The organism is Anaeromyxobacter sp. Fw109-5 (assembly GCF_000017505.1).
GTDB lineage: Bacteria > Myxococcota > Myxococcia > Myxococcales > Anaeromyxobacteraceae > Anaeromyxobacter.
In genome coordinates, this window is record NC_009675.1 from 2,442,177 (window position 1) to 2,462,399 (window position 20,223).

Genomic DNA, 20,223 nt, shown 5'->3' on the forward strand with positions numbered 1-20,223 from the left:
TCAGGTCAGGTCGAGCGCGAAGAGATCGCCGCGATTGGAGAGCACGTACACGCGCCCCTCGACGACTGCCGGCACGCCCGTGACGCCGCTGCCCGGGTCGAGCACGCGGACGAGCCGCCCGCTCGAGGCCTCGAGCCAGCGCAGTCCGCCGCCGCCCGCGGGGACGAGGACCCACGCGCCCGCGAGCACCGGCTCGGCGGCCGGGACGCCGCCGCGCAGCGGGGACGACCAGAGCACGGCGCCGTCTCCAGCGGAGAGCGCGTAGACGCCGGCGGTCGCGACCGCGAGGACCGTCCCGCCCGGCGCGACCGCGACCTTCACGGCCCCGGGCGCCTCGAAGGTCCACCGGGTCGTACCGTTCGCGGCGTCGAGCGCGACGACGGCGCCGGAGTAGGCCGCCGCGTACACGCGGTCGCCCTCCACTACCAGGCCGTCCACGTCGAGCTCGTCGCCCGCGGGCGCGACCATGCGCTCCCAGCGGGCCGAGCCGCTGGCCGGATCCAGCGCCGCGACGAAGCCGTCGGAGTAGGCCGCGTACACCGTGCCGCGCGCGACCTGCACCGGGGCGGCGCCACGGATCGTGAAGCCCGCGCGCGGCTCGCGCCGGTGGTGCCACTTCCAGGCGCCGGTCTTCGCGTCGATCGCGAAGACGGTGTCCTGCAGGCTCGCGACGTACACGGTGCCGTCCACCACCGCCGGCTTGGTCCCGAGCTCCTCCTTCGCGTCGTAGCGCCAGCGCTCCTTGCCCGAGTCGAGCGCGATCGCGTAGAGGTGCCCGTCGTCGCACCCGGCGTAGACCGTGTCGCCCGCGATCGCGGGCGGTCCGGAGAAGCCACTGGTGGCCCGGAACTCCCAGGCGACCTCGCCGTCGTCGCGCACCGCGTGCAGCCAGCCGTCGCGCGTCCCGAACAGCACCGTGCCGCTCGCCGCGTCCACGGCGACGCCGCCCGGCTCGCGCGGCTTCCACTCGAGCGCCTTCGGCGTGACGAGCGGACGCTGCCAGGCGATGCGGTAGAGCTCCCGCGGGGCCGGCGGCAGGCCGCTCCGCATCCCGGGGGCCGTCGCGGCGAGCGCGACGGCGAGCGCGAGCGCCGTCATCTACTTGCCGCCGAGCTTCCCGAGCCGCTGCGCGGCCTCGGGCGCGAGGGGCGACTCCTTGTGCTGCTCGGGGAAGGCGGCGAGCACCTGGCGCGCCTCGTCGAGCTTGCCGGCGGCGGCGAGCACGCGGGCACGCTCGAGATCGGCGCGATCGGAGAAGGCGGGCGCCTCCTTGGCCATGCGCGCGAAGCCGTCCGCCGCGGCGGCCAGATCGCCCTTCCCTTCGCCGGCGAGGGCGAGCCCCTCGAGCGCGCCGAAGCGGAGCGAGTCGTCGCGGTCCGCCTCCGTGAGGTACTTCTCGTAGGCGGCCTTCGCCGCGTCCCACTCCCGCAGCCGCAGGTGGGCGTCACCCTTCGCGAGCGCCGCGAGGGCCGCCGCGCTGCCGCCGTGCTCGGCGACGACCGCGTCCGCCGCTCCGACGATGGCACGCTGGCGCGCCTCCTCGGTCGGGAAGAACGGGCCCGGCTGGCCCGGGAGTGGCACCGTCGAGACGGTGCCGCCGACGGTCGAGAGGAGCTGCGACACCGCGGCGCCGGTGGTCTCGGCCCGCCGCGACTGCACGAGCAGGACGACCGCGACGAGGATCACGAGCCCGAGCGCGGCGCCGCCGGCGAGGAGCGCCTGCCGCCTCCGCGCCGCGACCCAGCCGGCGGCCTGCTCCGCCGCGTGCTGGAACTTGTCCGGCTCCTTCATGTCCTTGCGGGTGATGACGCTGGTCTTCGAAGACATGACACCTCTCGGGGGCGCGAAGCGCGAGAATCCTCAAGAAAACCGGGCCAATCTAGAGGGCACGGGCGGACGCCGTCAAGGGAAAGCCGGCCGGCCGTCAGCCGCGCTTCCGCGAGGGCGGCCGGCTCCGCCGCTTGCGCTCGCGGAACACGAGCCGCATCGGCACGTCCAGCCCGAAGGCGTCTCGGAAGCGGTTCTCGACGAAGCGCCGGTAGGGCTCGCCGATCGCCTCCGGCCGGTTGCACTGGATGACGAAGGTCGGGGGGGCGTAGGCCACCTGCGCCACGTAGTACAGCTTCACCGGGTGCCCCTTCGCGAGCGGCGCCGGGTGCTCCTCCTGGATCGCCTCGAGCAGCTCGTTCAGGGCGGGCGTGGGGAAGCGGGCGCGGTACTGCTCCACGAGGCGCGCCGCGCGGTCGAGGACGCGGGTGACGCCGCGCCCTTCCTTGGCGGACACGAACAGCATCGGCGCGAACGAGACGAAGGGGAGCCGCTTGTGCAGCTCCTTTCTGTACCAGTCCTGGGTCGCGCCCTCGCGCTCGGCGATGTCCCACTTGTTGATCACCACGAGGAGCGCCTTCGCCTTCTCCGCGATGAGCCCCAGGAGCCGGGCGTCCTGCTCGACGCCGGCCTCGGTCGCGTCGAGCAGGCAGGCGACGACCTCGGCGCGGTCGATCGCCTTCATCGACCGGACGACCGAGTAGGCCTCGACGGCCTGGGCGATGGCGCTCTTGCGCCGGATTCCGGCGGTGTCCGTCACGACGAAGCGCTGGCCGCGCTGCTCGACGAGCGAGTCGATGGCGTCGCGCGTGGTGCCGGGCACGTCGGAGACGACGAAGCGCTCGTGGCCGAGCAGGGAGTTCACGAAGGTGCTCTTCCCCACGTTCGGCCGGCCCACGATGGCGAGCCGGATGTCCCCCTTCGGCCGGTCGGCCTCGGTGACCTCCTCGGGCTCCTCCACGTCCTCCGGCGCGGGCGGCGCCTCGGGGAGCTGGAGCTTCTCGACGATCGCCTCGACGAGGTCCCCCACGCCGCGCCCGTGCTCGGCCGAGACGCTGTGAACCTCCCCGAACCCGAGCTGGTAGAACTCGGCGAGCGGGATCTCCTCCTCGGTGCGGGCGGTGTCGACCTTGTTCACCGCGACGAAGAGCGGCTTGCCGGCGCGCCGGAGGAGATCGGCGACCGAGCGGTCGACGGCGGTGAGCCCCTCGCGACCGTCGACGACGAGCACCACCGCGGCGGCCTCCTCGACGGCGAGCTGGGCCTGCTGGCGCACCTGCGACATGAGCCGGTCGCGCGACTCGGGCTCGAACCCGCCCGTGTCGACGACGGAGAGCGCGCGGCCGTCGAAGCTGAAGTCGGCGTAGTTCCGATCGCGCGTGACGCCTGGGACGTCCTGCACGATGGCGGCGCGGCGGCCGGCGAGCCGGTTGAACAGCGTGGACTTGCCCACGTTCGGGCGTCCGACGAGGGCGACGAGCGCCCGCGGCGAGGGGGGGGCGGGCGCGCTCACAGGCCGAGCCTCTTCAGCGCGGTGGCGCGCTCGCTCCAGCGCTCCTCCACCTTCACCGTCAGGGAGAGGAACACCTTGCACCCGAGGAGCCGCTCCAGGTTCTCCCGCGCGCGGGTCCCGACCTTCTTCAGCATCGCCCCGCCCTTGCCGATCACGATGGCCTTCTGCGACTCGCGCTCGACGAGGACCACCGCCGAGACGCGGACCAGCCCGCCGCCGTCGCGGCGCTCGGCCTCGTCGAACTCCTCCACCTCGACCGCCGCCGCGTAGGGGATCTCCTGGTGCGTGTGCAGCATCAGCTGCTCGCGCACGTACTCGGCGGCGAGCGCGCGCTCGGCCTGATCGGTGAGCTGGTCCGGCGGGAAGAGCGGCGCCTCCGACTCCGGGAGGTGCTTCGAGAGGACCTCGAGGAGCGTGTCGACGTTCTCGCCGGTCAGCCCGGAGAACGGGACGATCTCCGTCCACGCGTGCAGGCCCTTGTACGCGTCGATCACGGGGAGGAGCGTGGCGCGCGGCGCCCGGTCCATCTTGGAGATGCCGAGGATCGCGGGCTTGCCGCGGCGCCGCACCTCCTCGATGGCCCAGCGCGTCGCCTCGCCGACCTCGACGCGCCCCTCCGGCCCGGTGCCCGCCTCGACGAGCATGAGCACCGCGTCCACCTCGTCGAGGGTGGTGAGCGCGACCTCGACCATGCGGCGGTTGAGCGGCCCCTTCGCGCGGTGCAGCCCGGGCGTGTCGAAGAACGCGATCTGGGCGCCCTTCCCGTTCCAGATCCCCAGGATGCGGGTGCGCGTCGTCTGCGGGCGCGGCGTCACGATCGCCACGTGCTCTCCGAGCACGCGGTTCAGCAGGGTGGACTTGCCGACGTTGGGCCGCCCGACGATGGCGACGAACCCGGCGCGGAACTGCGGCTGCTTCTTCTTGGTCATGGAGGTGATCGCGCCCGTCCCCGGAGCGGGGCCCCGCTCCCCCCGAGCTCGTCGGGGGGAGACGGGCGCCTGTGGGTTTCTGCGTCGCCGCCCTTAGGGCTGGGCGCCGCGGGTGATGGTGACCTTCTCGAGCTTGACCTTCGCGTTGCCGGTGCGCGCGATCTTCGGCACGAGCTCCTCGCCGCGCACCACCTCTCCGAAGATGGTGTGTCCCTTGTCGAGCCAGGGCGTCGCGATCTCCGTGATGAAGAACTGCGAGCCGTTGGTGTTCGGGCCGGCGTTCGCCATCGCGAGCAGGCCGCCCTTCGTGAACCGGTTGTCGGGGCCGATCTCGTCCGCGAACTTGTAGCCGGGCCCGCCGGTGCCGGTCCCCAGCGGATCGCCGCCCTGGATCATGAACTCGGGGATGACGCGGTGGAACACCGTGCCGTCGTAGAGCGGCTTCTTCTGCTTCTGGCCGCTGCGGGGGTCCGTCCACTCCTTCGTCCCCTCCGCGAGGCCGACGAAGTTCTCGACGGTCTTCGGCGCCTTCTCCGGCAGGAGCTTCACGACGATCTCGCCGAGGGAAGTCTGGAACGTCGCGTAGAGCTGCTCAGCCATGTCTCTCCTCCCGTCCTCGCCGGCGCGGATCGTCCGCCCGGCCGGCGCCGCTCACTTGCAGGTGGGCGCCTTCTCCGTGATGGTGACCTTCACGAGCTTCGTCTGGCCGTTCCCGGCGCGGGCGATCGGCGCCACCAGCTCGCAGCCGCACACGCCCTCCCCGAAGTGCACGTAGCCGCACGCGCCGCCCGGCGCGCCGCACGCCTTCGGATCGAGCCACGGCGTCGCCGCCTCGGTGATGAAGAACTGCGAGCCGTTCGTGTTGGGCCCGCTGTTCGCCATCGCGAGCTGGCAGGGCTTCGCGAACGGCTTCGCGGGCGGCTTCTCGAGCTCGTCCGCGAAGCGGAAGCCCGGGTCGCCCGTCCCGAACGGCCGGCCCGACGCGCTGCTCGTCTCCCCCAGCGCGGCGCCGCGCGACAGCGGGTCGCCGCCCTGGATCATGAAGCCCGGGATGACGCGGTGGAACAGCGTCCCGTCGTAGAGCGGCTGGGTGACCTGCTTGCCGGTGGCGGGATCGGTCCAGGCCTTCTTGCCCTGGGCGAGGCCGACGAAGTTCTCGACGGCCTTCGGGGCCTTCTCCGGGAGCAGCTTCACGCCGATCGCGCCGCGCGAGGTCTGGAACACGGCGTAGAGGTCCTTCGCCTGGGCCGCCGCGGGCACGACGAGCGAGGCCGCGAGCGCGGCGAGGAGCACGGTGGGTCTCGTCATATGCGCGGGATGCTAGCCACCGGCGGGGGTGCGGGCAAATGGAAAGAGGGCGAAGCATGCCTCGCCTCGTTCACTTGCGGCGACGCGCCCCCTTGCGGGCCTTCTTCGTGGCGGGGACCTCGGGCGCGGAGCGCCGGGCCTTCGGCGTCGACTTCTTCGCTGGCCGCGCCGCCTTCGCGCGCACCCGCTTCGCGGGTGGCGGCTCGCTCGGCGGCTCGGCGGCGGCTGGCGCTTCCGTCGGGAGCGTGCCCTCGGCGGGCGGCGCGAGCTCGGCGGCGGGCTCGACCGCAGGGACCGGTGCCGCGGCGACCGCGGCTCCCGGCGCGGGCTGCCCGGCTACGCGCGGCTCGTCGGTGTCTGGCGGAGGTGACGCCGGCGCCGCGTGCTCGGGCGCGGTGCGCTCGACGGCGCTCTCGGCGGGTGCCGCGGGGGTCCCGCCCCCCGCCCCGGCGGCGGCGCTCTCGTCGGCGCAGCGGCGCAGGAGCAGGTCGAGCCCGATCTTCGCCGCGGCCTGCTCGGCGTCCTTCTTCGACCGGCCCGTGCCGCGTCCGACCACCTCGCCGCGGAGCTCGGTCTCCACCTCGAACGTCTTCGAGTGATCGGGGCCGTGCTCGCCGACGACGCGGTAGCGCGGCGTCGCGCGGACGCGGCTCTGCGCCAGCTCCTGGAGCTGCGTCTTGAAGTCGCGGTCGAGCGTGCCGGCCGCCGCGCGGGCGAACGCGTCGCCGAGGAAGCGATCGATGAGGACGAGCACGGGGGCGAGGCCGGCGTCGAGGTACAGCGCGGCGACCACCGCCTCCATCGCGTCCGCCAGGAGCGAGGCCTTGCGGCGGCCGCCGGTCAGCTCCTCTCCTCGGCCGAGCCGGAGGAGCGAGCCGAGGTCGAGGGCCCGCGCCATCTCGGAGAGCCCCTGCTCGTCCACCACCGCCGCCCGCATCTTCGAGAGGTCGCCCTCGCGCGCCGCCGGGAACCGCTCCATGAGCCGGTGCGAGACGGCGAGGTCGATGACCGCGTCCCCGAGGAACTCGAGCCGCTCGTTGTCGCCGAGGCCCGGCTCGTCGCGGTGCTCGTTCACGTACGACTTGTGCGTGAGCGCGGCGAGCGCCGTGGAGCGATCGCCGAGGCACAGCCCGAGGCGCGCCTCGAGGGTGGCGACGGGGTCGACCGGTGCCCCGGCCTGGCCGGGCTCGTTCGCGTCGTGCATCCGGCTCCTCATGCGCGCAGGCGTGCAGCGAGCTCGTCCGCGAGCGCGTACGGATCCGCCTCGCGCGCCGCGATCCGCTCCGCGACGGCGTCGAGCCGGCCCATCTCCGCCTCGAGCCGCTCGAGCGCCCCCTGGACGAGCCGCTCGCGCAGCACCGCCACGAACGCGGCCCGCGCCCGCGCGGTGTCCCGCGCGCGCCGTCCGCCGCCCTCCTCGAGGTGGGCCCGGTGCGCGTCGATGGCGGCGACGAGCTCCCGGGTGCCCTCGTCGCGCAGCGCCACCGTCCGCACGATGGGCGGCTCCCAGGTCCCGTCCTGCGCGGCCAGGCCCGGCTCGGCGAGCTCGAAGTGGTGGGCCGCGTCGTGCTCCCCCGGCCGGCCGATCACCGTGCGGCGCAGCTCCAGCATCCCCTGCAGATCGCGCACGGTGCGGTCCGCGCCCTCGCGATCCGCCTTGTTGACCGCGAACACGTCCGCGATCTCCAGGACCCCGGCCTTGATCGCCTGGACGTCGTCGCCCAGGCCGGGGACGGCCACCACCACCACGGTGTGGGCCAGGTTCGCGACCTCGATCTCGTCCTGCCCGACGCCCACCGTCTCGACGAGGATGACGTCCTTGCCCATCGCGTCCAGCACCTGCACGACGTCCGCGGTCGAGCGCGAGAGGCCGCCCAGGTGGCCGCGCGTGCCGAGCGAGCGGATGAAGACGCCGGGATCGAGGGCGTGATCCTGCATGCGAATACGATCGCCGAGGATCGCCCCGCCGGTGAAGGGGCTCGTCGGGTCGACCGCCACCACGCCGACCGTCCGGCCCTGAGCGCGATGGTGGGCGATGAGCCGATCGGTCAGCGAGGACTTTCCGGCGCCGGGCGCGCCGGTGAGGCCGATGACGTAGGCGCGGCCGGTGCGCGGGAACAGCGCGCGGAGCGCCGCCTCGGCGCCGGGCTGGCGGTCGTCGAGGTCGCGCATGAGGCGGGCAGCGGCGCGGACCTCCCCTGCGAGCACGCGGTCGGCGATGGAGCTTCCGGTCGTCATCAGTAGGCCGCCGCCTCCGGCACGAAGTTCGCTACGAGGATGGCCGCCGCCATCTTGCGGGGGGCGCCGATGGGCTGCCGGCCCCGGTCGAGCTGGCGGTAGATGACGCTGCCGTCCTGCACCTGGTCCACGAGCACGAGCAGCCGCCAGCCGCCGCGCTCCTGGGAGAAGACCGCCTCGAAGTCGGCGCGGGGCAGGACGCGCGCGGCGCCGTACGGCCGCCCGTCGATGTCGGTCCCCACGTAGCGGACCTCGCCCTCCCGCGCGTCCTCCACCACCACGCTCATCACCCAGATCTCGCCCGGGTGCGGCTGGAGGTGGCCGGGCACCTCGCCGTGGTCGAGGGCCAGCCGGCCGGTGAAGGCGCCCCCTGCGCTCGCGGCGGCGGCCGGCTCCGGCGGGAGGCCGAGGGCGAGCGCGACGAGCGCGCGCGTGCCCGGGAAGGCGGCGAGCTCGAAGCGGTCCGACCAGACGTCGCCGCTCGGCCCGATGAGCCGGCCCTTGAACTGCGTCCCCATCTCCCGGGTCGCCACGAACCGGTAGCGGGTGCCCCCGTGCTGGAACTCCTGCACGAGCTCCACCATCGCGTTGGGGGCGAGGGTGGACTCGGCCCCGAAGACCTCGGCGAGCGCCGCGAGCGTGAGCGCGTTGCGCGGCGCCGGCGTCGCCTCCAGCCCGGCCGCGGCGGGCCCCGCGGGCGGTCGCCCCTCGCGCGCCGCTGGAGCCATCCGCCCCACCGCGCCGACGAGGTGCAGCTCGAGGGCGCTGGGCGTGCGCAGCTCGCCGAGATCGAGCGGAGGGAACTCCGGCGAGACCTCGAACGGCGCTCCGCCGACCGGCGCCACGCGCGAGACGCGGACGCCCTCCGGTCCGCCGAGGAGCTCGAACGCGTGGCTGGGCGTCTTCACCACCGCGCGGGCCGAGAGCCGATCGGCGTCCAGCCGCGGATCGAGCAGGAGCGCCCTGAGCCGGGCGGCGACGTCGGCGACGGCGGCGGCGCGCTCCTGGAGGCGCGCGGTGATCGCCTGGTCGAGCTGAGCGGCCCGCTCGTGCTCGTGGAAAGGCACCGCCCCGAGGGCGGACAGGGGCGCGTCGAGGAACCGGAGGTGGTCGTGGCCGACCACGGCGAAGCGCGCGCGCGGGATCGGCTGGCCGGTGGCCGGGTGGATGGCGCGGGAGAGCGTGAGCTCGCCCTCGAGGCTCTCGCGATCGGCCCCGAGCCGGACCGGAATGCCGAGGGCGGAGAGCTTGCGCGAGGCGATCTGGTTCAGCCGCTCCCGGGGGATCTTGCTGATGATGGTGTGCTCGCCCTCGCCCATTCGATGCCCGCTGCCCTTTCGCCGGAGCAGGTTACCTCAGAATCGCGCGCGAGATGACGAGCCGTTGCACCTCGGTCACCGGGGCGCTCCGGGCGCCGGCTGCGGCGCGCCCAGCGGCGCGATCAGGGGAGCGCCCGGATGACGCGGCACGGGTTCCCGGCCGCCACGCAGCGCGCGGGCACGTCACGCGTCACGACGCTCCCGGCGCCGACCGTCGCCCCCTCGCCGATCGTCACCCCCGGCAGGATCACCGCCGAGCCGCCGATCCAGGCCTTCGCGCCGATGCGGACGGGCCGCGCGAGCTCCGGACCGCGCGCGCTCTCCTCGGGATCGATGGGGTGCGTCGCGGTGTAGACGTGGACACCCGGACCGAGGAGCGCGTCGGCGCCCACGTCGATCCGCGCGCAGTCGAGGAGGACGCAGCCGGTGTTGAGGTAGGCGCGCGCGCCGACGTGCAGGTGGGCGCCGTAGTCGACGAAGAGCGGCGGCTCGACGTACGCGGCCGGGCCGAACGATCCGAGCAGCTCGCGCAGGATCGCTTCTCGCCCCACGACGTCGTCCGGCGCCGTCGCGGCGAAGCGCCTCAGCGCGCGGCGAGCGAATGAGCGCGCGCGCACCAGCTCCGGATCCGTCGCCAGGTACGGCTCGCCCGCAAGCATCTTCTCGCGCTCGGTCATCGCGCCCTCCCCGCGCGAGGTCCTACCGCGGGGGAGCTGCGCGCGCCCGCCTCCGCCCGCGCGACGGCTCCCCACCGCAGGGTCGAGGTCGTGCTGCTCGACGGGCAGGCGGACTACCGGAGGACCGCGCGGGAGATCACGAGTCGCTGGATCTCGCTCGTCCCCTCCCCGATCTCGGTGAGCTTCGCGTCCCTGAAGTACCGCTCGACGGGGAAGTCCCGGGTGTAGCCGTAGCCGCCGTGGATCTGCACGGCCTTGGTGGTCGCGCGCATGGCGGCCTCGCTCGCGAAGAGCTTCGCCATGGAAGCCTCGGCGCCGAACGGCTCCCCCGCGTCGCAGAGCGCCGCCGCGCGGTGCACGAGGAGCCGGGCCGCGGCGACCTCGGTGGCGACGTCGGCGAGCATGAAGGCGACGGCCTGGTGCTCGGCGATCGGCCGGCCGAAGGTCCGGCGCTCCTTCGCGTAGGCCCGCGACTCCTCCAGGGCTCCGCGGGCGAGCCCCACCGCCAGCGCGCCGATGGTGATGCGGCCACGGTCGAGGATCTGCAGGGTGTTCACGAACCCCTGGTTCACCTCGCCCAGCCGCTGCGCGTCCGGCACCTCCACCTCGTCGAGGTGAAGCTCGGCGGTGTCCGAGCTGCGCATGCCGAGCTTGCCGTGGATGGGCCGCTGCGAGAACCCCTTCGCCCCCTTCTCGAGGACGAAGGCGGTGATCCCGTGCTGCTTGCGCTCGGGCTCGGTGTTGGCGAGGACCACGAAGGTGTCGCCCACCGTGCCCTGGGTGATGAAGGTCTTCGCGCCGTTCAGGAGCCAGCGATCCCCGCGCCGCACCGCGGTCGTCCGGAGCCCGGCGGCGTCGGACCCGCTGCCGGGCTCGGTGAGCCCCCACGCGGCGAGCTTCTCGCCGCGCGCGAGCGGCGGCACCCAGCGGCGCCGCTGCTCCTCGCTGCCGAAGCGCAGGATGTGCCCGGTGCCGAGCCCGTTGTGGCTCGCCACCGTCAGCGCGAGCGAGCCGTCGTAGCGCGCGATCTCCTCGACCACCACGGCCACCGCCAGCGCCCCCATGCCGGCGCCGCCGTACTCCTCCGGCACCGCGATGCCCAGGAGCCCGAGGGGGCCGAGCTCGCGCACGACCTCCCAGGGGAACTCCTCCTTCTCGTCCCAGGCGCGCGCCCGCGGCTTCACCTTCGCCTCGCAGAAGTCGCGGACGGTGCGCTGGATCTCGCGAAGCTCCTCGGGCAGCTCGAAGTCCATGTGGGCCTCCACTCCAAAACCGACGAGCACGATGTCGAAAAACCTGGGCTACCGGCTACGGGTTACCGGCTTCGAAGACCGCGCAGAGGCTTCTCCTGAAGCCCGAAGCCCGATGCCCCCCCTACACCGGCAGGATCCCGCGCTTGCGCTCGGCAGGGGGCACGTGGCCCGATGCGTACAGGGCGTACCGCCGCGCGAGCTCGCCGCGCAGCGCCTTGCCGGGTACCACCGCGTCCACCACGAGCTCGCTCGCGAGCTTCACGAGATCGATGTCCTTGCGGTACTCGTCGCGGAGCGCCGCGACGTACGCCGCCCGCTCGCCCTCGGGCTTCTCCTGGATCTTGTTGAAGTAGACGGCGTTCACCGCCGCCTCCGGGCCCATCACGGCGATCATCGCCTGCGGCAGCGCGAGGGTCGCGCTCGGGCCGAACCCCGGCCCGTCCATCGCGTAGAGCCCCGCGCCGTAGGCCTTGCGCACCACCACGCAGATGCGCGGGACGGTCGCCTCGGACACGGCGCTGATCATCTTGGCGCCTGCGCGGATGATGCCCGCGCGCTCGACCTTCGTGCCGATCATGAACCCGGGCACGTCGGCGAGGTAGAGGAGCGGCACGTTGAACGCGTCGCAGAGCCAGATGAACCGCGCCGCCTTGTCGGCGGAGTCCACGAACAGCACGCCGCCCTTCACCCGCGGCTGGTTGGCGAGGATGCCCACCACCTGCCCGTCGATGCGCGCGAGCCCGGTGACGAGCTCCGCCGCCCACAGCTTCTTCACCTCCAGGAACGAGCCCTCGTCGACGATCGCCTCGATGAGCTCGAGCACGTCGAACGGCTTGTTCTGATCGCGCGGGACGAGCTCCTCGATGGCGCGCGCCCCGGCGCGCGGCGGCCGGGCCGCCGCGGGCGGGGGCAGTCCGCGGTGGTTGCCGGGCAGGTACGAGAGCCAGCGACGGGCGAGCGCGATGGCCTCCTGCTCCGTCTCGACGAGGAAGTCGCCGCAGCCCGAGACCGAGCAGTGCATCCGCGCACCGCCCAGCTCCTCGAGCGTCACCTTCTCGCCGATGACCATCTCCGCCATGCGCGGCGAGCCGAGGTACATGGAGGCGTTCTCCTCGACCATGACCACGATGTCGCAGAACGCCGGGATGTAGGCGCCGCCCGCCGCGGAGGGACCGAAGAGCAGGCAGAGCTGCGGGACCACGCCGGAGAGGTGGACCTCGTTGTGGAAGATCCGCCCGGCGCCGCGGCGGCCCGGGAACATCTCCACCTGGTCGGTGATGCGAGCGCCGGCGGAGTCCACGAGGTAGAGCAGCGGGACCTTCTGCGCGGCGGCGACCTCCTGGACGCGGAGGATCTTCTCGACCGTGCGGGCCCCCCAGCTCCCGGCCTTCACCGTCGAGTCGTTGGCCATGACGCACACCGGCCGGCCGTCGACGCGGCCCATGCCCGTCACCACTCCGTCGGCGGGCAGCTCGGGATCGAGCGCGTTCGCGAGCGCGCCGTCCTCGACGAAGGAGCCCTCGTCGAGGAGCAGCCGGAGCCGCTCGCGGGCGAAGAGCTTCCCCTGCTCCGCGTTCTTCGCGTGGTACTTCTCCGCGCCGCCCCGCTCGACGCGCGCGAGCTCGCGCTCGATCCGCTCGTCCGGGCTCTCCGGCCTCGGGGCGCCGCCCGGGGTTCCGTCCGCGTCCATCACGGTTCCTCGCTCTCCCCGCCGGGCGGGGTCACTCGCCGGTGAACACCGGCGGCCGCTTCTCCGCGAACGCGCGGAGCGCCTCGACCCGGTCCTTCGTGCCGAGGCAGTCCTGGTAGAGCCGGTTCTCGAGATCGAGCGCCTCCTCCAGCGGGAGGTGGAACCCGCCGTCGATGGCGCGCTTCGCCTGCCGCAGCGAGACGGGCGCGTTGCGCGCGACCCGCCGCGCGAGCTCCTCCGCCTCCGCCAGCAGCCGCTGGCCGGGGACGAGCCGGGTGACGAGCCCCATCGCCAGCGCCTCGGCGGCGGAGGCGCGGCGCGCGGTCAGGACGAGGTCCTTGGCGCGCGAGACGCCGACGAGCCGCGCGAGCCGCTGGGTCCCTCCGCCGCCCGGGATGATGCCGAGCGACACCTCCGGCAGGCCGAGCTGCGCGGCGTCCGCGGCGATGCGCAGATCGCAGGCGAGGGCCAGCTCGAGCCCGCCGCCGAGCGCGGCGCCGTTCAGCGCCGCCACGAACGGCTGCGGCGCCTCCTCGATGCCGCGGAGCGCGCGGCGGAGCTCGCGGTGGAACGCGTGCACGTCCTCGGCGGACATGGTGGCCCGCTCCTTCAGGTCCGCCCCGGCGCAGAAGGCCTTGTCGCCCGCGCCGGTGAGCACCACGCAGCGCAGGGCGCGGTCCGTCGCCGCCCGCGCCAGGTGGGCCTCGAGCTCGCGCAGCATCGCGCGCGAGATCGCGTTGCGCCGCGCCTCGCCGTCGATGGTCCACACCTCGATGCCACCCTCCCGCCGCTGGATCCGGAACTCCATCCGTCGAGCCTCCTGGCTCGGGGCCGGCGGGGCGAACCCGCCGGACCGTTCACGCCCGCCTCACGCGCCGGCCGGCGCGGCATGCGGCGCGCCGCGAGCGAGCTCGGCCTGGAGCGCCTTGCCCGGCAGGCGGCGCCCCACCAGCCGCTGCGCGAGGGCGCCGGCCGCGACGAGCCGCTCCCAGTCGATCCCCGTCTCGACGCCCATCCCCCGCAGCATGTACACGAGGTCCTCCGTGGCGAGATTCCCGGAGGCGCCCGGCGCGTACGGGCAACCGCCCAGGCCGCCGATCGCCGCGTCGAAGGTGGTGAGCCCCTCCTCGAGCCCCACGAGCACGTTCGCGAGCGCCGTCCCGCGGGTGTCGTGCATGTGCAGCGCGAGCTGCTCGGGGCGGGCGGTCGCGAGGAGGCGCCGCACGACGTCCCGCGTCTGGTGAGGCGTCCCCACGCCGATGGTGTCGCCGAGCGACACCTGGTGGCAGCCGAAGGCGAGGAGCCGCTGGGCGATCTCCGCGGCCCGCCCGGCGTCGACGCGCCCCTCGTACGGGCAGCCCCACACCGTCGAGACGTAGCCCCGGACGCGCAGCCCCCGCCCGAGCGCGGCCGGCACGAGCGACGCCGCCTCGTCGAGCGCCTCCGCGATGCCCTTGTTGATGTTGCGACGCGAGTGGGTCTCGGACGCCGAGAGGAAGACGGCTGCGTCGACGGGCGGGTGGTCCGGGCCCGCTCGCCCGAGCGCCTCCCCCAGCCGCTCGAGCCCCTTCGCGTTCGGGACGAGGACCACGTAGGAGACGCCCGGGACGCGGGGGAGCGCGGCGGTGACCTCGGCGGCGTCGGCGAGCTGCGGGATCCAGCGCGGCGAGACGAAGCTCGTCGCCTCGATGCGCCGTAGCCCGGCGCCGGCGAGCGCGCGCACGAGCGCGAGCTTGTCGCCGGACGGGACGGTCTTCGCCTCGTTCTGGAGGCCGTCGCGGGGGCCGACCTCGTACACCGTCACCCGGGGTGCCATCGCCCGGGATCCTAACCCCTCGCCCGCCTCGGGACTGCGTCACGGGCGAGCCCCCGAAGGGCGGTTCGCCGCGAACCTACCGCGCGATGGGCAGCGGGCCGCCGGCGCGGGTGGGCTGGGACGGGGCGGCGTCGGCGCACGGGAGCGCGGCCCCGGGGGCGGCGCCGTCGCCGAGGTGCGAGTGGATCCGCATCGAGCAGAACTTCGGCCCGCACATGGAGCAGAACTCGGCCGACTTGGCGGCCTCCTGCGGCAGCGTCGCGTCGTGCTTCGTGCGCGCCGCGTCCGGGTCGAGCGAGAGCTCGAACTGGCGCTTCCAGTCGAACGCGTAGCGCGCCCGGGACAGGGCGTCGTCGCGGTCGCGCGCGCCCGGCCGCTGCCGGGCCACGTCGGCGGCGTGGGCGGCGATCTTGTAGGCCACGATCCCCTGCCGCACGTCCTCCGCGTCGGGGAGGCCGAGGTGCTCGGCGGGCGTGACGTAGCAGAGCATCGACGCGCCGTGCTGCGCCGCGACGGCCGCGCCGATGGCGCTCGTGATGTGGTCGTAGCCGGGCGCGATGTCCGTGACGAGCGGGCCGAGCACGTAGAACGGCGCCTCGTCGCAGAGCTCGCGCTCCTTCTGCATGTTCATGGGGATCTGGTCGAGCGGGACGTGCCCCGGCCCCTCGACCATCACCTGGACGTCGTGCGCCCACGCCTTGCGGGTGAGCTCGCCGAGGACCTTCAGCTCGGCGAACTGGGCCTCGTCGGAGGCGTCGGCGAGGCACCCGGGCCGCAGCCCGTCGCCCAGCGAGAACGTCACGTCGTACCGCTTGAAGATCTCGCAGATCTCGTCGAAGTGCGTGTAGAGGGGGTTCTCCTGCCCGTTCGCCGCCATCCAGCGCGCCAGGAGCGCGCCGCCGCGGCTGACGATCCCCGTGATGCGCCCCGCGGCCATCGGCACGATGTCCCGCAGCACGCCCGCGTGGATGGTCATGTAGTCCACGCCCTGCGCCGCCTGGGCCTCGATGATCTCGAGGAGCCCTCGCGGCGTGAGATCGACCACGTCCTTCACGTGCGCGAGGCACTCGTAGATCGGCACCGTGCCCACGGGGATGGGGCTGTGCCGGAGGATGTTCTCGCGGATGAGGGGGATGTCGCCCCCCGTCGAGAGGTCCATCACGGTGTCGGCGCCGTGGCGCAGGCACACGGAGAGCTTGCGCAGCTCCTCGTCCACGTCGGAGGTGACCGCGCTGTTCCCGATGTTCGCGTTGATCTTGCAGGTCGCCGCGATGCCGATGGCGATCGGCTCCAGCTCGGGGTGCTTGAGGTTGGCGGGGATCACCATCCGCCCGCGCGCGACCTCCTGCCGGACGAGCTCGGGATCGAGCTTCTCCCGCGCCGCGACGTGGGCCATCTCCTCCGTCACGCTCCCCCGCCGCGCGTGATGCATCTGCGTCACGTTCGGCTGTCCGTGCCGCCTGGCGATCCACTGGGCCCGCATGAGCTCTCCTCGAACGTCGCTGTGGCGCGCGAACCTAGCGAACCGGGGCGGCGCCGGTCAAACGGATCCCCCGTCAACGTCCACTTCGAGACTGCCGCTCGCTCCTTCGGTGCGCCGCGCGGGCCGCCGCGCCGGGGCGGCGTGGAGCGGCGCGGTCCAGAACCGGCCGCCGAAGCGGCCCCCCCGGAGACGGCGACGCGCCGCGGGAGGGCGATCCCGCGGCGCGCCGTGTGCTGGCCTGGACGATCAGCGCAGCGCCCGGAAAGCATCCCGCCCTGCGTACCGGGCGGCCTTGCCGAGCTCCTCCTCGATCCGGAGGAGCTGGTTGTACTTGGCGACGCGGTCGGTGCGCGAGGCGGAGCCGGTCTTGATCTGGCCGCAGTCGCAGGCCACCGACAGGTCGGCGATGGTCGTGTCCTCGGTCTCGCCGGAGCGGTGGCTCATCACGCTCGTGTAGCCGGCGCGGTGCGCCATGCGCACCGCCTCGAGCGTCTCGGTGAGCGAGCCGATCTGGTTCACCTTCACGAGGATCGAGTTCGCGACGCCCTCCGCGATGCCGCGCGAGAGGCGGGTGACGTTCGTCACGAAGAGATCGTCGCCCACGAGCTGGAGCTTCGAGCCGAGCCGCTCGGTGAGGAGCTTCCAGGTGGCCCAGTCGTCCTCGGCGCAGCCGTCCTCGATGGAGACGATCGGGTACTTCGCCGCCAGGCTGGCGTAGAAGTCGACGAGCCCCTTCCCGTCGAAGGCCTTCCCCTCCCCCTCCAGATCGTACTTGCCCGAGCTCTTCTCGAAGAACTCGCTCGCCGCGCAGTCGAGCGCCAGCCCGACGTCGTCGCCCGCCTTGAGGCCGGCCTGCTCGATCGCCTTCATGATGAGCGCGAGCGCCTCCTCGTTCGAGGCGAGGTTCGGGGCGTAGCCCCCCTCGTCGCCGACCCCCGTGCCGGCTCCCTTCTTCTTCAGGACCGCCTTCAGCGCGTGGAACACCTCGGCGCCGTAGCGCAGCGCCTCGGCGAAGCTGGGCGCGCCGAGCGGAACGACCATGAACTCCTGGATGTCGACGTTCGAGTCCGCGTGGGCGCCACCGTTCAGGATGTTCATGAGCGGCACGGGGAGCGTGCGGGCGCCCGCCCCCCCGACGTAGCGGTACAGCGGCAGGCCGTGCGCCTGCGCGGCCGCCTTCGCCGCGGCGAGCGATACCCCCAGGATGGCGTTCGCGCCCAGCTTGGACTTCGTCGCCGTGCCGTCGAGCTCGATCATCCGCTGGTCGAGCACCGCCTGGTCACCGGCGTCGAGGCCGACGACCGCGGGGGCGATCTCGTCCATCACGTTGGCGATCGCCTTCCGGACCCCCTTGCCGAGGTAGCGCCCCTTGTCGCCGTCTCGTAGCTCGAGCGCCTCGTGCTCGCCCGTGGAGGCGCCCGACGGGACGGCGGCGCGACCGACGTCCCCCGTTCCGACCGCCACCTCGACCTCGATCGTCGGGTTGCCGCGCGAGTCGAGGATCTCGCGCGCGGTCACGTTGATGATCTCGGTCATCGGACTTCCTCCGTGGGGGCGCGCCTGGCGCCGAGGGCCGGCGGGCGGTAGGCGCTCGCCGCGTGGGTGCGGGAATGTGCCCCCCCGCCCACCCGCCGGTCAATCGGTTTTCGGGACCCGGCGGGACGGAGCCGCGCCGAAAGAATCGGGCGCGTGACCTCGCGGTCCGCGCCCTCGTCCCGGCGATCGCCGCTGGCGATCGCGGAGCGTCCTGTGGGGGTTCAGCCGAGGTCGATGATCACGACGCCGCGGTCCTTCCGGTCGTCGCGATCGTCGTGATCGTCGTCGCGCTCGGAGCGCTCGTCGCCGCCCGGACGACGGACCGGCTGGGGGATCGGCAGCTCGAGAACGGGACGATCGTCGCGAGACTGCTCCCGCTCGCGTCGCTTTATCTCCTCGATGACGTAAGCGTCCAGCATCGCGCGTCCTCTCGCCCTCGTCGTCGCCGTCCCGGGTTCGTGCAAGCTGCGTTCCCCCTGGATCCTCTCCGTTCGAGCTCTCCTCGTTCTAAACGTTGCGCCCCTTCATCGCATTCAGATGTCCCGGCAGGGCCATGGTTTCATCGTATTCCCCGGCGAGACAGGGGGTCAAGGATCGGAGTCGGACCGGGAGAGCGAGCGCTCCACGAGGGCTCGGGCGTGGCGCGCAGACCACGCGGCCGTGCGTCGAGCGCACGCAACTCGCTCACCTTCCCTCCTCGGCGCGGCGCTTGAATGCCTCCAGCGTGCGGGGGAGCTGGACGCGCGTCAGCTCGTCCGCGATGCGGTCGACGATCGCCTGGGGGACGAGCGGCGGCTTCGCGATCTGGATCTCGACGGTGTAGAGCGCGCGGGTCTTGCCGTCCTCGGCTTCGAGCTCCCACGAGCCGTTGGAGACCTTCATCATCTCGCCCGAGACGAGCGACCAGGCGACGCGGCGCGGCCGCTCCTCGACGTGCCGGAGGACGTAGCGGATGCGCCTCACGCCGACGTCGAGCTCGTACTCGACCTCCTTGCCCCCCACTCCGTTCCCCTTCACGCGGCACGCGTGGATGCCGGGCACGAACTCGGGGTACCGCGGGTAGTCGATCACCAGGTCGAAGAACCGCTCCACGGGGGTGGCGATGACGACCTCTCGGGACACGGCGGTCATGCGGCTCATCTCCTCGGGGCGGCGCGCCCCACGACGGCTCGGCTCCCTCGCGGCCCTCGGCTAGTGCTCGTAGTCGGGCGCGCGGGAGAACTTGTGGATGGTCTCGATGTAACGGATCGACCCGCTCTTCGAGCGCATCACGACGGAGTGGGTCCGGGCCCCGTCGCCGGTGAAGCGGACGCCGCGGAGGAAGTCGCCGTTCGTCACGCCGGTCGCGGCGAACATCACGCTGCCGCCGGCGAGGGCGTCGATGGAGAGCACCTTGTCGAGGTCGCGCAGGCCGGTCCGCGCGGCGCGCTCGCGCTCGCCGTCGTCGCGGAGCTGGAGCCGCCCCTGCATGTCGCCGCCCACGCAGCGGAGGGCCGCCGCCGCGATGACGCCCTCCCGCGCACCGCCGGTCCCCATGAGCACGTCGACGCCGGACTCCGGGAAGCAGGTGTTGAGCGCGCCCGACACGTCGCCGTCGCCGATGAGCTTGATCCGCGCGCCGGCGGCGCGGACCTCCTTCACGAGGGCGTCGTTGCGCCGGCGGTCGAGGATGACGACGGTGAGGTCCTCCAGGTACTTCCCGAGCGCGTCGGCGATGCGCTCGAGGTTCTCCGTCGGCGAGCGGCGCAGGTCGATGGCGCCCTTCGCCGCCGGGCCCACGGCGATCTTCTCCATGTACCCGTCGGGCGCGCGCAGGAGGCGGCCCTTCTCGCCGATGGCGATGACGCTGATGGCGTTCGGCGCGCCGGTCGCGCAGAGGTTGCTCCCCTCGAGCGCGTCCACGGCGATCTCGACCTCGACGTCCCCTTCGACGCCGCGGCCGACCTTCTCGCCGACGTACAGCATGGGCGCGCGGTCGCGCTCCCCCTCGCCGATCACCACCTCCCCGCGGACGTCGACGTTGTCGAAGACGCGGCGCATCGCCTCCACCGCCGCGCGGTCGGCCCCGTCACGATCTCCGCGGCCCATGAGCCGGGCGGAGGCGAGCGCCGCGGCCTCGGTGACGCGTACGACCTCGAGCGCGAGGTTGCGATCCATCTCATCTCTCCTTCAGGGCTGGGCCGCGAGCGGCTCGCCCGCCGAGAGGCGATCGAGCAGCTCGCGGGGCAGGCGCTGGACCTTGCCCTCGCGATCCACGCACGCGTGCACGGTGTAGCCGGTGACGAGGAGCTCCCCGTCCCGGAGGATGCGGTACCCGAAGCGCGCCGACGCGCGCCGCGCCTCGACGAGCGAGATCTCCACCGAGAGCAGGTCGTCGTACCGCGCCGGCAGGCGGTAGCTCACCTGCGCCTCGACGACGGGCAGCACGAGCCCGTGCTGCGCCTCGAAGTCGCGGTAGCGCAGCCCCTTCGCGCGGATGAACTCGTTCCGCCCCGCCTCGAAGTAGCGCAGGTAGTTGCCGTAGTAGACGACGCCCATCTGATCCGTGTCGCCGTAGATGACCCGGATCTCCGTCTTCACCATCTCGCGGCCTCGCGGGGCCCCGCGCGCGCCGGCGCGCCGGGGGTCGACAGG

Annotated in this window: 20 protein-coding genes; all 20 read right to left on the reverse strand. The window is 73.5% G+C overall.

The window, feature by feature from the left end:
* The gene (locus ANAE109_RS10975) at positions 1 to 1,098 is read right to left on the reverse strand and encodes a PQQ-binding-like beta-propeller repeat protein (protein ID WP_012096936.1); all 1,098 of its coding nucleotides are present in this window, start codon (positions 1,096 to 1,098) and stop codon (positions 1 to 3) included.
* A complete protein-coding gene (locus ANAE109_RS10980; protein WP_012096937.1) occupies positions 1,099 to 1,827 on the reverse strand; it encodes a tol-pal system YbgF family protein in 729 nt (242 codons plus the stop codon). It abuts the gene before it with no gap.
* Between the two features lie 97 nt (positions 1,828 to 1,924).
* Positions 1,925 to 3,340, reverse strand: a complete 1,416-nt coding sequence (der, locus tag ANAE109_RS10985) for a ribosome biogenesis GTPase Der (RefSeq protein ID WP_012096938.1) — start codon at positions 3,338 to 3,340, stop codon at positions 1,925 to 1,927.
* Positions 3,337 to 4,269 (reverse strand): GTPase Era, encoded by a 933-nt coding sequence (gene era / locus ANAE109_RS10990; RefSeq protein WP_012096939.1) that lies wholly within the window; start codon positions 4,267 to 4,269, stop codon positions 3,337 to 3,339. The genes der and era overlap by 4 nt, the downstream gene beginning before the upstream one ends.
* A gap of 93 nt (positions 4,270 to 4,362) precedes the next feature.
* A complete protein-coding gene (locus ANAE109_RS10995; RefSeq protein ID WP_012096940.1) occupies positions 4,363 to 4,869 on the reverse strand; it encodes a peptidylprolyl isomerase in 507 nt (168 codons plus the stop codon).
* A 51-nt stretch (positions 4,870 to 4,920) separates the two neighbouring features.
* Entirely contained in the window at positions 4,921 to 5,577 is a 657-nt protein-coding gene (locus ANAE109_RS11000) for a peptidylprolyl isomerase (protein WP_012096941.1), read from the reverse strand.
* A 70-nt stretch (positions 5,578 to 5,647) separates the two neighbouring features.
* Entirely contained in the window at positions 5,648 to 6,781 is a 1,134-nt protein-coding gene (gene rnc / locus ANAE109_RS11005) for a ribonuclease III (RefSeq protein WP_012096942.1), read from the reverse strand.
* Positions 6,782 to 6,789: 8 nt separating this feature from the next.
* Positions 6,790 to 7,815, reverse strand: coding sequence for a methylmalonyl Co-A mutase-associated GTPase MeaB (gene meaB, locus ANAE109_RS11010; protein ID WP_012096943.1), 1,026 nt, complete (start codon positions 7,813 to 7,815; stop codon positions 6,790 to 6,792).
* Complete coding sequence (locus tag ANAE109_RS11015) at positions 7,815 to 9,134, reverse strand: hypothetical protein (protein WP_012096944.1); 1,320 nt, start codon at positions 9,132 to 9,134, stop codon at positions 7,815 to 7,817. The genes meaB and ANAE109_RS11015 overlap by 1 nt, the downstream gene beginning before the upstream one ends.
* A 122-nt stretch (positions 9,135 to 9,256) precedes the next feature.
* Entirely contained in the window at positions 9,257 to 9,811 is a 555-nt protein-coding gene (locus ANAE109_RS11020) for a sugar O-acetyltransferase (RefSeq protein WP_012096945.1), read from the reverse strand.
* Positions 9,812 to 9,924: 113 nt separating this feature from the next.
* Positions 9,925 to 11,064, reverse strand: coding sequence for an acyl-CoA dehydrogenase family protein (locus ANAE109_RS11025; RefSeq protein ID WP_041448282.1), 1,140 nt, complete (start codon positions 11,062 to 11,064; stop codon positions 9,925 to 9,927).
* A gap of 121 nt (positions 11,065 to 11,185) precedes the next feature.
* Positions 11,186 to 12,754 carry an acyl-CoA carboxylase subunit beta gene (locus ANAE109_RS11030; RefSeq protein ID WP_012096947.1) on the reverse strand — a complete coding sequence of 523 codons (1,569 nt, stop codon included), beginning with the start codon at positions 12,752 to 12,754 and terminating at the stop codon, positions 11,186 to 11,188.
* A gap of 31 nt (positions 12,755 to 12,785) precedes the next feature.
* The gene (locus ANAE109_RS11035; protein ID WP_012096948.1) at positions 12,786 to 13,562 is read right to left on the reverse strand and encodes an enoyl-CoA hydratase-related protein; all 777 of its coding nucleotides are present in this window, start codon (positions 13,560 to 13,562) and stop codon (positions 12,786 to 12,788) included.
* Positions 13,563 to 13,622: 60 nt separating this feature from the next.
* Positions 13,623 to 14,570, reverse strand: a complete 948-nt coding sequence (locus tag ANAE109_RS11040) for a hydroxymethylglutaryl-CoA lyase (protein ID WP_012096949.1) — start codon at positions 14,568 to 14,570, stop codon at positions 13,623 to 13,625.
* Between the two features lie 76 nt (positions 14,571 to 14,646).
* Entirely contained in the window at positions 14,647 to 16,053 is a 1,407-nt protein-coding gene (gene thiC, locus ANAE109_RS11045; protein WP_012096950.1) for a phosphomethylpyrimidine synthase ThiC, read from the reverse strand.
* 246 nt (positions 16,054 to 16,299) lie between these two features.
* The gene (gene eno / locus ANAE109_RS11050) at positions 16,300 to 17,589 is read right to left on the reverse strand and encodes a phosphopyruvate hydratase (RefSeq protein WP_012096951.1); all 1,290 of its coding nucleotides are present in this window, start codon (positions 17,587 to 17,589) and stop codon (positions 16,300 to 16,302) included.
* Between the two features lie 221 nt (positions 17,590 to 17,810).
* On the reverse strand, positions 17,811 to 18,008 hold the full coding sequence (locus ANAE109_RS11055) for a hypothetical protein (RefSeq protein ID WP_041448283.1): 198 nt from the start codon (positions 18,006 to 18,008) through the stop codon (positions 17,811 to 17,813).
* A 265-nt stretch (positions 18,009 to 18,273) separates the two neighbouring features.
* A complete protein-coding gene (locus tag ANAE109_RS11060; protein ID WP_012096953.1) occupies positions 18,274 to 18,720 on the reverse strand; it encodes a type II toxin-antitoxin system RatA family toxin in 447 nt (148 codons plus the stop codon).
* Between the two features lie 60 nt (positions 18,721 to 18,780).
* The gene (gene glpX, locus ANAE109_RS11065) at positions 18,781 to 19,746 is read right to left on the reverse strand and encodes a class II fructose-bisphosphatase (protein WP_012096954.1); all 966 of its coding nucleotides are present in this window, start codon (positions 19,744 to 19,746) and stop codon (positions 18,781 to 18,783) included.
* A gap of 12 nt (positions 19,747 to 19,758) precedes the next feature.
* Complete coding sequence (locus tag ANAE109_RS11070; protein ID WP_012096956.1) at positions 19,759 to 20,172, reverse strand: thioesterase family protein; 414 nt, start codon at positions 20,170 to 20,172, stop codon at positions 19,759 to 19,761.
* Positions 20,173 to 20,223: the final 51 nt, after the last annotated feature.